At 69.1% G+C, this 12820-nt stretch carries 13 protein-coding genes; 6 read left to right on the top strand and 7 right to left on the bottom strand.

Features of this window, described 5'->3' with window-relative positions; all coding sequences use genetic code 11:
• Positions 1–25: 25 nt before the first annotated feature.
• A complete protein-coding gene (locus tag BLS56_RS17680; protein WP_091451965.1) occupies positions 26–1306 on the bottom strand; it encodes a thymidine phosphorylase in 1281 nt (426 codons plus the stop codon).
• A gap of 109 nt (positions 1307–1415) precedes the next feature.
• Between BLS56_RS17680 and BLS56_RS17675 the strand changes: the two genes are divergently transcribed.
• The gene (locus tag BLS56_RS17675) at positions 1416–1919 is read left to right on the top strand and encodes a hypothetical protein (protein ID WP_091451962.1); all 504 of its coding nucleotides are present in this window, start codon (positions 1416–1418) and stop codon (positions 1917–1919) included.
• 27 nt (positions 1920–1946) lie between these two features.
• On the opposite strand, the gene BLS56_RS17670 is transcribed toward BLS56_RS17675, so the two are convergent.
• The 5 genes from BLS56_RS17670 to BLS56_RS17650 all read right to left on the bottom strand — a co-directional run bounded on the left by BLS56_RS17670 (position 1947) and on the right by BLS56_RS17650 (position 7462).
• Positions 1947–2333, bottom strand: a complete 387-nt coding sequence (locus BLS56_RS17670) for a cytidine deaminase (protein WP_091451959.1) — start codon at positions 2331–2333, stop codon at positions 1947–1949.
• Positions 2330–3583 carry an ABC transporter permease gene (locus tag BLS56_RS17665; protein WP_091451956.1) on the bottom strand — a complete coding sequence of 418 codons (1254 nt, stop codon included), beginning with the start codon at positions 3581–3583 and terminating at the stop codon, positions 2330–2332. The genes BLS56_RS17670 and BLS56_RS17665 overlap by 4 nt, the downstream gene beginning before the upstream one ends.
• A 73-nt stretch (positions 3584–3656) precedes the next feature.
• Positions 3657–4775, bottom strand: a complete 1119-nt coding sequence (locus BLS56_RS17660) for an ABC transporter permease (protein WP_091451954.1) — start codon at positions 4773–4775, stop codon at positions 3657–3659.
• On the bottom strand, positions 4775–6319 hold the full coding sequence (locus BLS56_RS17655; protein ID WP_091451952.1) for an ABC transporter ATP-binding protein: 1545 nt from the start codon (positions 6317–6319) through the stop codon (positions 4775–4777). Before BLS56_RS17655 ends, BLS56_RS17660 begins: the two co-directional genes overlap by 1 nt.
• A gap of 102 nt (positions 6320–6421) precedes the next feature.
• A complete protein-coding gene (locus tag BLS56_RS17650; RefSeq protein WP_091451950.1) occupies positions 6422–7462 on the bottom strand; it encodes a BMP family lipoprotein in 1041 nt (346 codons plus the stop codon).
• Positions 7463–7954: 492 nt separating this feature from the next.
• Here BLS56_RS17650 and sdhC point away from each other — a divergent pair, with 492 nt between their 5' ends.
• From sdhC to BLS56_RS17625, 5 genes are all read left to right on the top strand, one after another.
• Entirely contained in the window at positions 7955–8386 is a 432-nt protein-coding gene (gene sdhC, locus BLS56_RS17645; RefSeq protein WP_091451948.1) for a succinate dehydrogenase, cytochrome b556 subunit, read from the top strand.
• Between the two features lie 2 nt (positions 8387–8388).
• A complete protein-coding gene (locus tag BLS56_RS17640) occupies positions 8389–8799 on the top strand; it encodes a succinate dehydrogenase hydrophobic membrane anchor subunit (protein ID WP_091451945.1) in 411 nt (136 codons plus the stop codon).
• A 31-nt stretch (positions 8800–8830) separates the two neighbouring features.
• Positions 8831–10594, top strand: coding sequence for a succinate dehydrogenase flavoprotein subunit (gene sdhA, locus BLS56_RS17635; RefSeq protein WP_091451942.1), 1764 nt, complete (start codon positions 8831–8833; stop codon positions 10592–10594).
• A complete protein-coding gene (locus BLS56_RS17630; RefSeq protein ID WP_091451940.1) occupies positions 10594–11382 on the top strand; it encodes a succinate dehydrogenase iron-sulfur subunit in 789 nt (262 codons plus the stop codon). The genes sdhA and BLS56_RS17630 overlap by 1 nt, the downstream gene beginning before the upstream one ends.
• A gap of 340 nt (positions 11383–11722) precedes the next feature.
• A complete protein-coding gene (locus BLS56_RS17625; RefSeq protein WP_139190787.1) occupies positions 11723–11965 on the top strand; it encodes a hypothetical protein in 243 nt (80 codons plus the stop codon).
• 4 nt (positions 11966–11969) lie between these two features.
• Here BLS56_RS17625 and BLS56_RS17620 read toward each other — a convergent pair whose 3' ends face one another.
• Complete coding sequence (locus BLS56_RS17620; protein ID WP_139190785.1) at positions 11970–12809, bottom strand: hypothetical protein; 840 nt, start codon at positions 12807–12809, stop codon at positions 11970–11972.
• Between the last annotated feature and the right edge of the window lie 11 nt (positions 12810–12820).

Below are 12820 nucleotides of genomic sequence, written 5' to 3'. Positions count from 1 at the left end.
AGCCGACCCCGAACGCGACCACCGATCACCCGCGAACCACCTCAAGAACCAGCGACTCACGACCCACCGCAGCCTCAGCGATGGCATACGCACCATCAAGAGCAGCCAAAGCAGCAGGAACCGCTTCAGGCGTGTCAGTGCGCAACTCCAGCAAGGGATCCCCAGCACGAACAGATTCCCCAGGCTTCACATGGCAGACAACGCCCGCAGCGGCCTGCACCGAATCCTCCTTGCGAGCCCGCCCGGCACCCAACCGCCACGCGGCAACCCCAACAGCATAAGCGTCCAAAGTAGACAGAACACCGTCCGACGCGGCAACAACGGTATGGACATGACCAGGCTGCGACAGAGGGGCATCCGGATCACCCCCCTGAGCCCGGATCATCGCAGCCCACACGTCATACGCGGCACCGGACCGCAGAACCTCCCCAGGGTCCACATCGGACAAGCCAGCCAAGTCCAGCATCTCGCGAGCGAGAGCCAGCGTCAGCTCGACCACGTCACCAGGCCCACCCCCGCGCAGGACCTCAACCGCCTCCGCCACCTCCACGGCGTTCCCCACCGCACGCCCGAGCGGGACCGACATGTCGGTGATCAGCGCGGAAACCCGCACCCCCCGCGAAACGCCGATGTCGACCAGAGCGGCGGCCAGCGCGCGAGCGTCCTCCGGAGTCTTCATGAACGCGCCCGATCCGCATTTGACGTCCAGCACCAGAGCATCCGCGCCCTCAGCGATCTTCTTGCTCATGATCGAGGCGGCGATCAGCGGAATGGACTCCACCGTGCCGGTGACGTCCCGAAGGGCGTAGAGCTTGCGGTCAGCGGGAGCCAAGCCATCGGTCGCCGCGCAGATCACCGCGCCGACATCCACAAGCTGCGCCTGGATCTCGTCGGCAGTCAGGCGAGCGCGCCACCCCGGGATGGACTCCAGCTTGTCGAGAGTGCCGCCGGTGTGCCCGAGGCCGCGGCCGGAAAGCTGCGGCACCCCCGCTCCGCAGGCGGCGACCAGCGGAGCCAACGGCAGCGTGATCTTGTCGCCGACACCGCCGGTGGAGTGCTTGTCCACCGTCGGACGGCCGACCCGCAGGGACAGCGTCTCGCCGGAGGCGACCATGGCGGCGGTCCAGCGGGCGGTCTCGGCGGCGGCCATGCCGTTGAGGTAGATCGCCATGGCCAGCGCCGACATCTGCTCCTCCGCGACGACGCCCCGGGTGTAGGCGCCGACCACCCAGTCGATCTGCTCGTCGGTCAGCCGGGCGCCGTCGCGCTTGGCCCGGATCACCTCCACGGCGCTGAACGGCTCCATCGGCGTCCCTTCTCGTCGGTTCTCGGCCACCGTAGCCCGGGTGCGCAGAAGCGAGCAGAATCGACGCGGCGGCCGTGGCAGGCTCGGTTCAGCCATCCGGGGAGGACCTATGCGGCTCATCGGCGCGCCGTCGTCGTTCGCGCTTGAACTCGGGCCGGTGGACGAGGTGGACAGCGGGTTGCGCACGGTCCGCGTGCACGTCGCCGGGCAGGTGGTGACCGGGCTCGACACCCTGGTCTACGTGCCGCACCTCGCCGACGTCCTGCGCGCCGACGCCGCGCGCCTGCGCGCGTTCCCCGACGTCGACCCGCTGTTCGCGGGCCGCTCCCCGGTCGAGGCGTTCGACCTGCTCATGGCGGGCGACCCGGCGATCACCTCCGCCGAGCACTGCCGCCTGTCCGGCGCGTGCCGGTTCCTCGACTGGGGGGTCAGCACCGACCACCTGCTCGGCTTCCTGATCCCCGGCCCCCGCCTGCTCTGCGCCCGCCGCGACGGCGCGGGCCCCCTCCTGGACACCCCCGTCACCCGCGCCGACCTCATCGACGCCCTCGACACCGCAGCCGCCGACCTGAGCACCGGCTACACCGTCTTCCGCGACCGCACCCGCGCCTGACTCACTGAAGTACGTAAGGACGTCGCCTCACGGCAGGTGGGCTGGGCCGAAGGCGTCGGGCAGGATGGTGCGCATGGGGGCGGGGCCGGTGGGGGTGTCGACCAGGCAGTCCGGGCCGCCGAGTTCGTAGATGATCTGGCGGCAGCGGCCGCAGGGCATGAGCAGGTCGCCGGTGCCGCTGCGGCAGGCCAGGGCGATCAGTCTGCCGCCGCCGGTCAGGTGGAGTTGGCCCGCCAGGGTGCATTCGGCGCACAGGGCGAGGCCGTAGGAGGCGTTTTCGACGTTGCAGCCTGCTACCAGCCTGCCGTCGGCGACGATGCCTGCCGCGCCGACGCGCAGACCGGAGTAGGGGCAGTAGGCCGAGGCGGCGGCGGTCACCGCCGCCGCGCGGAGGGCGGGCCAGTCGATCGTCATACGCCCTGGCCCCGTTGGTAGGGCACGCCGATGGCCCTGGGGACCCGCAATCGTTGGGAGGCAAGGCCGAGGACCAGCAGGGTCACCACGTACGGGGCCGCGCCGACCAGTTCCGGCGGCACCTCGTCGCTGGTGAAGTACCACCAGGCGAACAGGACGCCGATGGCGGCGGCGACGCCGGACAGGACGTGGTGGCCCGCGCGGTACTGGATGACCGCGACGACGAGCAGGGCGATGCCCAGCAGCAACAGCAGCGCGTGCACCGCGCCGGAACCGCGCAGCGCCATGGCGTCGGTGTAGCCGAACAGGGTGGCTCCGGTGGCCAGGCCGCCGGGCCGCCAGTTGCCGAAGATCATCGCGGCCAGGCCGATGAAGCCCCGGCCGCCGGTCTGGCCGTCGCGGAACTGGCCGGAGCTCACCGCGAGGAACGCGCCGCCCAGGCCCGCGAACGCCCCGGACGCGACGACCGCGAGGTACTTGTACCGGTAGACGTTGACACCCAGCGACTCCGCAGCGGTCGGGGCCTCGCCGCAGGAGCGCAGGCGCAGGCCGAACGGGGTGCGCCACAGCACCCACGCGGTGAGCACCAGCAGCGCCACCGCCAGGACCGTCAGCAGCGAGACCTCGGTGGTGAGCCCGCGCAGGACCCCCGCGAGGTCGGAGACGAAGAACCAGCGCTTCGCCTCGACCGTGCCCAGCAGGTCCGACGCGCCGGGGATGGTGATCTTCTCGGCGTCGGCGATGCGCGGCGACTGCTTCTGGCCGCCGCCGGGGGCGTCGGCGAAGTACAGCTTCGACAGGAACAGCGCCGCACCGGGGGCCAGCAGGTTGATCGCGACACCGGAGATGATGTGGTCGACGCCGAAGGTGACCGTGGCGACCGCGTGCAGCAGGCCGCCGACCACGCCGAGGACCAGGCCGAACGCCACCCCCGCCCACGGACCCCACTGGTAGCCCGCGTATCCGGCGCCGAACGTGCCGAGCACCATCATGCCCTCAAGGCCGATGTTGATCACGCCCGCGCGTTCGGCCCACAGGCCTGCCAGCGCGGCCATCGCGATCGGCACCGCGGCGATGAGGGCGGCCTGCACGGTGCCGGACGAGGTCAGGTCGGTTGCCCCGCTGAGCACCCGGACCAGCGACAGCACCGCCAGCGCGCCGACCGCGATGAGCAGGTACACCATGGGGGACAGCCGTTTCCCGCGCTTGGCGGAAACCGCTTTCTGCTCCAGTGTCACACCACCGCTCATCGGGCCACCTCACAAGCTCGGCGGCCCCGCGTGCCCAGCCACCGCGTCGATGACTCGCTCGCAAGCTCCCTCATCAGGCCGACACCTCTTCCAGCGTCTTGGTCCGCCCCAGCGCGCGCCCGACGTCGCGTTGCTCGGCGCGGACGCGGTAGCGGCGCACGAGTTCGTAGGCGACGACGACCGACAGCACGATCACGCCCTGCATGATCAGCACGATCTCCCTCGGCACGCCGGAGACGTCCAGCGCGTTGGCCGCGTTGTCCAGGAAACCCCACAGCAGCGCGGCCACGGCCATGCCGACCGGGTGGTTGCGGCCGAGCAGGGCCACCGCGATGCCGATGAAACCCAGGCCCGGCGGGAAGTCCAGCGAGTACGAGTGCGACGAGCCCAGCAGCTGCGGCATCCCGACCAGGCCCGCGACCGCCCCGGACAGCAGCATCGACCAGACGACCATCTTCTGCACGCTCACGCCGCTGGCCACCGCGGCGGACTCGGACAGGCCGGTCGCCTTGAGCTCGAACCCGAAGCGGGTGCGGGAAAGCACGAACCAGTAGACGACGCCGACGAGCACCGCGAGGAACACCAGGCCGAAGATCTTCGACGTCGACCCCGGGTAGTCGATGCCGGGGACCTGCCCGCCCTCGGTGATCGGCCGGGTGCCGATGTTGTTGCTGCCCGGCACGTTCTCCGCCAGCCGGGCCGGGTTCAGCAGGTAGGACACCAGGTACGTGGCGATCGCGTTGAGCATGATCGTGGAGATCACCTCGGACACGCCTCGGGTGACCTTGAGCAGCGCGGCCAGCCCGGACCAGGCCGCGCCGACCAGCATGGCCGCCACGATCGTCATCGCGACCCGCAGGAACGGCGGGACGCCGTCCATGAACGCCGCGCCCGCGAGCGCGGCCGAGAGCATCGCGGCGAGCCGGTACTGGCCGTCCACGCCGATGTTGAACAGCTTCATCTTGAAGCCGATCGCGACCGCGACCGCGGCCAGGTAGTACTGCGTGGCGCTGTTGAGCGAGTTGACCAGCGTGCGCGGCCGCTGCGCCGCGGTCGCCATGGCGTCCACTGTGTCCAGTGGCGGGTTCCCGGTCAGCGCCAGGATGAGCGCGCACACCAGGGCCGCGAAGACCAGCGCCCCGACCGGCGCGACGAGTCCCAAGAGGACGGACCGGACGGAGAACCTGCCCATCAGCTTTCCCTCCCGGCTCCGGTCATCGCGGAGCCGAGCTGCTCCGGGGTCACGGTGGACGGGTCGTGGTCGGCGACGAGCCTGCCGCGCAGGATCACCGCCAGGGTGTCGGACATGCCGATCAGCTCGTCCAGGTCGGCCGAGATCAGCAGCACCGCCAGCCGCTCGGCGCGGGCGCGGCGGATGTGCTCCCAGATCGCGGCCTGCGCGCCGACGTCGACGCCGCGGGTGGGGTGCGCGGCGATCAGCACGACCGGGTTCCCGCTCATTTCCCTGCCCACGATCAGCTTCTGCTGGTTGCCGCCGGACAGCGCCGCGGCGTGCACGTCGATGCCGGGCGTGCGGACGTCGTACTGCTCCACGATGCGCTGGGTGTCGGCCTTCGCGCCGCGCCGGTCGAGCAGCGGGCCGCGCGCGTTGGGCTTGCGGGTCTGGTGGCCGAGCACCCGGTTCTCCCACAGCGACGCCTCCAGCAGCACGCCCTGGCGGTGCCGGTCCTCGGGGATGTAGCCCATGCCCGCCTCCCGGCGGCGCTTGGTGGAGAGCCGGGTGATGTCCGCGCCAGCCAGGTGGACCGACCCGGCGCTGGGGACGCGGATGCCCATCAGCGCCTCGACCAGCTCGGCCTGGCCGTTGCCCTCCACGCCCGCGATGCCCAGGACCTCGCCCGCGTGGATGGTGAACGACACGTCGTCCAGCACCTTGCGGCCATCCGCCGAGGTCACGGTCAGCCCGCTCGCGGCCAGCACCGGCCGGTCGGTCACCGTCGACTCGCGCAGCTCCGGCACCGGCAGCGCGCTGCCGACCATCAGCTCGGCGAGCTTGCGGGCGGTGACCTCGCGCGGCGACACGCTGGCCACCGTGGTCCCGCGCCGCATGACGGTGATGTCGTCGGCGACGGCCAGCACCTCGTCCAGCTTGTGCGAGATGAACAGGATCGTCAGGCCCTCGGCCTTGAGGTCGCGCAGGTTGCCGAACAGCTCGTCCACCTCCTGCGGCACCAGCACGGCCGTCGGCTCGTCCAGGATGAGCGTGCGGGCGCCCCGGTAGAGCACCTTGAGGATCTCGACCCGCTGCCGCTCGCCGACGCCGAGGTCGTCGACCAGGCGGTCGGGCTCGACGCCGAGGCCGTAGGCGTCGGAGATCTCCCGGACGCGGGCGCGGGCGGCGGCGAAGTCCAGCCGGACCCCGGCGCGCGGCTCGCTGCCGAGGACGACGTTCTCCAGCACGGTGAGGTTGTCGGCGAGCATGAAGTGCTGGTGGACCATGCCGATGCCCGCCCGGATCGCGTCCGCGGGCGAGGCGAACGACACCGGCTCGCCCGCCACCGCGATCGTGCCATCGTCGGGCCGCTGCATCCCGTAGAGGATCTTCATCAGGGTCGACTTGCCCGCGCCGTTCTCCCCGACCAGGGCGTGCACGGTGCCCGCGCGGACAGTGATGTCGACATCGGAGTTGGCCACGACGCCCGGGAAGCGCTTGGTGATCCCGGACAACTCGACGGCCGGGGCGGGATCGCCGCCCGCTGCTGACTCGGTGGACACGGCCCAATCCTTGTCGCTGGAGGGGTGGGTGCGGAAGCGGAACGGGCCCGGCGTCCGCTGGTCGCGGTCGCCGGGCCCGCGCGTCGGCCCGTCCGAGCAGGCCTACTTCTGCGCCGGGACCTTGATCTCGCCCGCCACGATCTTGGCTTTGTACTCGTCGATCTTGCCCTGGATGTCGTCGATCTTGCCACCGCTGGTGGCGTAGCCGATGCCACCGGCCTTGAGGTCGTAGACATGGGAGCCAGCGGTGAACTTGTCGTTCTTCACCGAGGTCACGAAGTCGTAGACGGCCACGTCGACCTCCTTGACCATGGAGGTGATGATGACGTCGCGGACGTCGGCGAGGGCGGGCAGGTTGTACTGGTCGGAGTCGACGCCGATGCCCAGCCTGCCGTTCGCCTTGGCCGCCTTGAACACGCCGTTGCCCGAGCCGCCCGCCGCGGCGTAGACGACGTCCGCGCCCGCGTCGAACATGCCCTTGGCCGCGGTCTCGCCCTTGGCCGGGTCGTTGAAGCCGGTGAAGTCCGGCGGCTGGGTCAGGTACTTGACCTGGACGGTCGCGTCCGGCTTGACCGCCTTGACGCCCGCGGTGTAGCCGACCTCGAACTTCTGGATGAGCGGGGTGTTGACGCCGCCGACGAAGCCCACGTTGCCGGTCTGGCTCTTGAGGGCGGCGGCGACGCCGACGAGGAAGGAGCCCTCCTGCTCGGCGAAGACCAGGTTGGCGATGTTGGGGCCCTGGGCGTCCTCGCTGTCGATGAGCGCGAACTTGACGTCCGGGTAGTCCGCGGCCGCCTTCTTCAGCGCCGGGGCGTAGGCGAACCCGACCGCGATGATCGTGTTGTAGCCGCCCTCGGCGAGCTGGCGGAGCCGGTCTTCCTTCTGCGCGTCCGTCTCGCCCGCGGCGGCTTCGAGCTCCTTGATGTCGATGCCGAACTCGGCCTCGGCCTTGTCCAGGCCGCGGGCCGCGGAGTCGTTGAAGGACTGGTCGCCGCGGCCGCCGATGTCGTAGGCGAGGCCGAGCTTGATGGACGAGGCGGCCGGGGTGCCCGGACCGCCCCCCGGGGCCGCGGTGTCGGACCCGCACGCGGCCAGGCCGAGGCCCAGCGCGACCAGCCCGGCGGTGAGACGAACCCCTCGCATTCGGCGCAAGGCTTTCTCCCTTCCCGATCCCCGTGTTCGACGTGACCGAACACGGATGTTCCGCAGGACCGTACCCCTGGTCGGGGCCAGGTTCTTGGCACACGCCGTTGCGTGACCCAATTGTTGATTGACACCACCCGGGTGACCGGGGCGGCCGTCCCGGGTGGACGGCGAATAGGGGTCGTGAATGGACGAATAGGGGTGGTGAATAGCGGATCAAGGCCAATTACCTACTGATGAGTAGATTGTGGTCATTCCAATTGGTGACCTCACCGTGACCACTCTGTGTCACATCCGACTAGGCAAGACGGGGTCGGCGAATGCTCACACGGCCTGGTCGAGCGCGGTGAGTGTGTCTTGTCCGTCACAGAGGGCATCGACAGGTTGGGTGTGCTCCGCTCTGCGGGTCTAGCATCCGATGGGTCAAGGCCCGTTTCGTGTGCATTCCGCGCGGGCATGAAGTCCATCAGCGACGTTGGAGGCCGGCTACCGATGTCCGACTCGGCCAGCGCTACCGTGGAGGTGGCGGCGCGCGGGTCCCGGCGCAACGGGACGCTCTACCGGGGAGACCCCGGAATGTGGTCATGGGTGGCGCACCGCATCACCGGCGTGCTCACCTTCTTCTTCTTGTTCGCGCACGTGCTCGACACCGCCCTCGTGCGGGTCTCGCCCAGCGCGTACGACGAGATCATCGAGACCTACAAGACCCCACTGGTCAACCTCATCGAGGTCGGCCTCGTTGGCGCGGTGCTCTACCACGCGCTCAACGGCCTGCGGGTCATGCTGGTCGACTTCTGGGAAAAGGGACCGCGCTACCAGAAGCAGATGCTCTGGGCGATCATCGGCGTCTGGGTGCTGGTGATGGTCCCCGGCGCCTACTTCATGATGGTCCGCACGGTGACCGAGATGTTCGGGGGGCACTGACCATGACACTCGCCCTGGACAAGCCCCGCTCGCCCCGGCGCCCAGCCGCCCGGCGCAGCAACTTCGAACTCGCCAGCTGGCTGTTCATGCGGATCTCCGGCCTGGCGCTGATCGTGCTGGTGCTCGGCCACCTGTTCATCATGAACATCCTCGACGGCGGCGTGCACCGGATCAACTTCGCGTTCGTGGCCGGACGCTGGTCCAGCCCGTTCTGGCAGTTCTGGGACCTGTCGATGCTCTGGCTCGCCGAGATCCACGGCGGCAACGGCCTGCGCACGGTCATCAACGACTACGCGCGCAAGGACAGCACCCGGTTCTGGCTGAAGATGATGCTGTACGTGTCCATGGTGCTGATCCTGGCCCTTGGCTCCTACGTCATCTTCACCTTCGACCCGGACATCCCCGCGAACTGAGCCTCCCACCACCGGAAGAAGCGGTTTGACCATGCAGTTCCACAAGTACGACGTGGTGATCGTCGGGGCAGGCGGCGCGGGCATGCGCGCGGCCTTGGCGGCGAGCGCCGAAGCGGGCGTCAGCCCGAAGACGGCCGTGCTCACCAAGCTCTACCCGACGCGGTCGCACACCGGCGCCGCCCAGGGCGGCATGTGCGCCGCGCTGGCCAACGTCGAGGAAGACAACTGGGAGTGGCACACCTTCGACACCATCAAGGGCGGTGACTACCTCGTCGACCAGGACGCCGCCGAGGTGATGGCGAAAGAGGCCATCGACGCCGTCCTCGACCTGGAGAAGATGGGCCTGCCGTTCAACCGGACGCCCGAGGGCCGCATCGACCAGCGCCGCTTCGGCGGGCACACCCGCAACCACGGCGAAGCCGCCGTGCGCCGGGCCTGCTACGCGGCGGACCGCACCGGCCACATGATCCTGCAGACGCTGTACCAGAACTGCGTCAAGCACGGCATCGAGTTCTTCAACGAGTTCTACGTCCTCGACATCTGCCTCACCGAGACCGACAACGGCCCGGTCTGCACCGGCGCGGTCGCCTACGAGCTCGCCACCGGCGAGATCCACGTCTTCCAGGCCAAGGCGGTCGTGTTCGCCACCGGCGGCTTCGGCAAGGTCTTCAAGACCACCTCCAACGCGCACACCCTGACCGGCGACGGCATGGGCATCGTGTTCCGCAAGGGCCTGCCGCTGGAGGACATGGAGTTCTACCAGTTCCACCCGACCGGCCTCGCGGGCCTGGGCATCCTGCTGACCGAGGGCGCCCGCGGCGAGGGCGCGATCCTGCGCAACGCCTCCGGCGAGCGGTTCATGGAGCGCTACGCGCCCACCATCAAGGACCTCGCGCCGCGCGACATCGTCGCCAGGTCGATGGCCCTGGAAGTGCTCGAAGGGCGCGGCGCGGGCCCGAACAAGGACTACGTGCTGCTCGACTGCACGCACCTGGGCGCGGAGGTCCTGGAGACCAAGCTGCCCGACATCACCGAGTTCGCCCGCACCTACCTCGCGGTCGACCCGGTCACCGAGCCGGTGCCGGTCTACCCGACCGCGCACTACGCCATGGGCGGCATCCCCACCAACATCCACGGCGAAGTGCTGCGGGACAACGACAACGTCGTCCCCGGCCTCTACGCCGCAGGCGAGTGCGCCTGCGTCTCGGTGCACGGCGCGAACCGGCTGGGCACCAACTCGCTGCTCGACATCAACGTCTTCGGCCGCCGCGCCGGTCTCGCCGCCGCCCGCTACGCGGCGAACCACGACCTGCTCGACCTGCCGGAGAACCCGGCGGCGCAGGTCGAGGCGCAGGTCGCGCACGCGCTGTCCGAGCACGGCAAGGAGCGCGTCGCGGACATCCGCACCGAGCTTCAGGCCACAATGGACGCCAACGCGTCGGTGTACCGCACCGAGGAGACCCTGAAGCAGGCCCTGCACGACGTGCAGGCCCTCAAGGACCGCTACGCGCACATCACGGTGCAGGACAAGGGAAAGCGGTTCAACACCGACCTGCTTGAGGCCATGGAGCTCGGCTTCCTGCTGGAGTTGGCCGAAGTCCTCGTCGTCGGCGCCCTGGAGCGCAAGGAGTCCCGCGGCGGCCACGCCCGCGAGGACTACCCCAACCGCGACGACACGAACTACATGCGGCACAGCATGTTCTACAAGCAGGGCGACGGTCTCAAGGGCGAGATCCGGCTGGACTACAAGCCCGTCACCTTCACCCGGTACAAGCCGATGGAGCGCAAGTACTGATGACGACCGCTGCGACCACTGAGAACCCGGCCTCGGGAGCCCGAGGCGACCAGCCGCCCGTGCCCGAGGGCGCGGTCACCGTCACGGTGAAGATCCTGCGCTTCAACCCCGAGACCGACTCGGAGCCGCGCTGGGAGTCCTTCGGCGTGCCCGCGCTGCCCACCGACCGGGTGCTGAACCTGCTGCACTACGTCAAGTGGTACATCGACGGCACCCTGACCTTCCGCCGCTCCTGCGCGCACGGCATCTGCGGCTCCGACGCCATGCAGATCAACGGCGTCAACCGGTTGGCGTGCAAGGTTCTGGTGAAGGACCTGCTCGCCAAGGGCGACAAGCCCACCACGATCACCGTGGCCCCCATCAAGGGCCTCCCGGTGAACAAGGACCTGCTGGTCGACATGGAACCGTTCATGGAGGCCTTCCGCGCGGTCAAGCCGTTCCTCATCACCTACGGCAACGAGCCCACCCGCGAACGCATCCAGTCCGCCGCCGACCGCGAACGCTTCGACGACACGACGAAGTGCATCCTCTGCGCCTGCTGCACCACCTCGTGCCCGGTGTTCTGGAATGAGGGCAGCTACTTCGGCCCAGCGGCGATCGTCAACGCCCACCGCTTCATCTTCGACTCCCGCGACGAGGGCGCCCAGGAACGCCTGGACATCCTCAACGACGCCGAAGGCGTGTGGCGCTGCCGAACCACCTTCAACTGCACCGACGCCTGCCCCCGCGGCATCCAGGTCACCAAGGCCATCCAGGAAGTCAAGCGCGCCCTGCTCTTCCGCCGCTGACCGCAACGCTTCACCCGAAGGCCGCTCCCGTTCCCGGGGGCGGCCTTCGCCGTTTTCGGGCGGATCTGTTGCCCGCCCGGTTTTCCAGTGAGAGTGTCGTGGCTCAGGCAGCCAAGCCGGACAAAGCGACCAAGAAGGTCAAATCCGAAGACGCGGTGCGGAGGATAAAGCTGCGCAATGTGAACGAGATGGTGGAGAACGTCCTGGACTGCGCGGTCAACTCCTACGGGCTGTGCACGACTTCTTCCCTCGCAACCCATGCTAGTCCTCGACCGGTCCCTGTTCACGCTGAAGACCCCGGCGGGCAACACCTTTCGTCGTTGCCGTGTCCTGGGTTCGGATGCGGGACAAGGATGACGTGCGGCCGCTGAAGAGGCTGATCGACACCGACAGCACGGGCAGTGTGCGGTCGCCGGGTTTTGAACTGCTGAAACGGCAAGGGGTTCGGTTCACCGGCACCCCGTTCACCTCCGACCCGAGACACGACCTGCTGGTGGTCGCCGAAGGGGCTGCGGTGTCAGGGTCGCCTGATCCGGTGTTCTTCAAGCAGGTGGTGGATCTGGCCGCTCAACTGCCTGGCTGAGCGGTCATAGCAGGGGTGGCACCAGGGCCTCGGCCAACTGCCGTGGGCCGCGGATCTCCAGGTCGATAGGGGCGTCGTCCCGCAGACGCACCCGGATCGTCGAGCCCGTCTTGGCGGGTCTGCCCGCGATCCGATCCGGATAGAACCGAACCGAGTCCGACTGAACGCTGATCTTCGCCTCGGCGACTCCGATCTGGCAGGTGGCCGTGTTCGTGAGCGCCGCTTCCGCACCGGTCGTCGGGATACCCGGGGTCTCGAGAAGCATAGTGCACAACTGCGCGGCCTGGACCGGCCGGGGCAGATCGACTATCTGGCCCCCTGGGGCCGCGGGTGTCCTGACGAACCGGAAGCGGCCAGTGCCGTCTCGCTCGGGGACGGGATCGCCTTCCTTGGCCAGGGTGGGAACTACCTCAGCCGCGACCCGGGTCAACATTTCCCGCTGAGCCGTGGGATCGAGACGTGACGAGGTGATGGTCAACGACAGCAACGGCTTCTCGATCGGGCTCCCAGCGCCGTCTGTCAGTGACACGACAAACCCGGTAGCAGGAGCCGGAACGGAGAACGCAGGCCGCCCACCGACAGTCGTCGTCGCGGAGAAAGCGCTTCCCATCGGCATAAGCCGCATGGTCAGCATCGCTCGGTCACTGCTCACCGAGCACTGGTCGAGGCTCGGTTGCCTGCCCACCCCGCCTTCCAACAACTGTGCCCAGCGGTCGCTGGGCACCACTTGGCACAGGATCTGCGACGCGGTTTCGCTCAGCACCGAGGACAAGGCCACCCCACCTGTCATGCGCACCGGTCGGATTGCCTTGTCTTGGGTGAACGGGTTTGTCGGCGTCGTCACCGGTGGCTCAT

Source organism: Actinokineospora iranica, assembly GCF_900101685.1.
GTDB classification, from domain to species: Bacteria; Actinomycetota; Actinomycetes; order Mycobacteriales; family Pseudonocardiaceae; genus Actinokineospora; species Actinokineospora iranica.
The sequence above is the reverse complement of the archived record's forward strand: the minus strand, read 5'-3'. Positions and strand labels throughout refer to the sequence as shown.

Excerpts from the sequence above, each read along its gene's own strand:
- BLS56_RS17680 (WP_091451965.1), bottom strand. The coding sequence starts at position 1,306 with ATGGAGCCGTTCAGCGCCGTGGAGGTGATCCGGGCCAAGCGCGACGGC.
- BLS56_RS17675 (WP_091451962.1), top strand. The coding sequence starts at position 1,416 with ATGCGGCTCATCGGCGCGCCGTCGTCGTTCGCGCTTGAACTCGGGCCG.
- BLS56_RS17670 (WP_091451959.1), bottom strand. The coding sequence starts at position 2,333 with ATGACGATCGACTGGCCCGCCCTCCGCGCGGCGGCGGTGACCGCCGCC.
- BLS56_RS17665 (WP_091451956.1), bottom strand. The coding sequence starts at position 3,583 with ATGAGCGGTGGTGTGACACTGGAGCAGAAAGCGGTTTCCGCCAAGCGC.
- BLS56_RS17660 (WP_091451954.1), bottom strand. The coding sequence starts at position 4,775 with ATGGGCAGGTTCTCCGTCCGGTCCGTCCTCTTGGGACTCGTCGCGCCG.
- BLS56_RS17650 (WP_091451950.1), bottom strand. The coding sequence starts at position 7,462 with ATGCGAGGGGTTCGTCTCACCGCCGGGCTGGTCGCGCTGGGCCTCGGC.
- sdhC (WP_091451948.1), top strand. The coding sequence starts at position 7,955 with ATGTCCGACTCGGCCAGCGCTACCGTGGAGGTGGCGGCGCGCGGGTCC.
- BLS56_RS17640 (WP_091451945.1), top strand. The coding sequence starts at position 8,389 with ATGACACTCGCCCTGGACAAGCCCCGCTCGCCCCGGCGCCCAGCCGCC.
- sdhA (WP_091451942.1), top strand. The coding sequence starts at position 8,831 with ATGCAGTTCCACAAGTACGACGTGGTGATCGTCGGGGCAGGCGGCGCG.
- BLS56_RS17630 (WP_091451940.1), top strand. The coding sequence starts at position 10,594 with ATGACGACCGCTGCGACCACTGAGAACCCGGCCTCGGGAGCCCGAGGC.
- BLS56_RS17625 (WP_139190787.1), top strand. The coding sequence starts at position 11,723 with ATGCGGGACAAGGATGACGTGCGGCCGCTGAAGAGGCTGATCGACACC.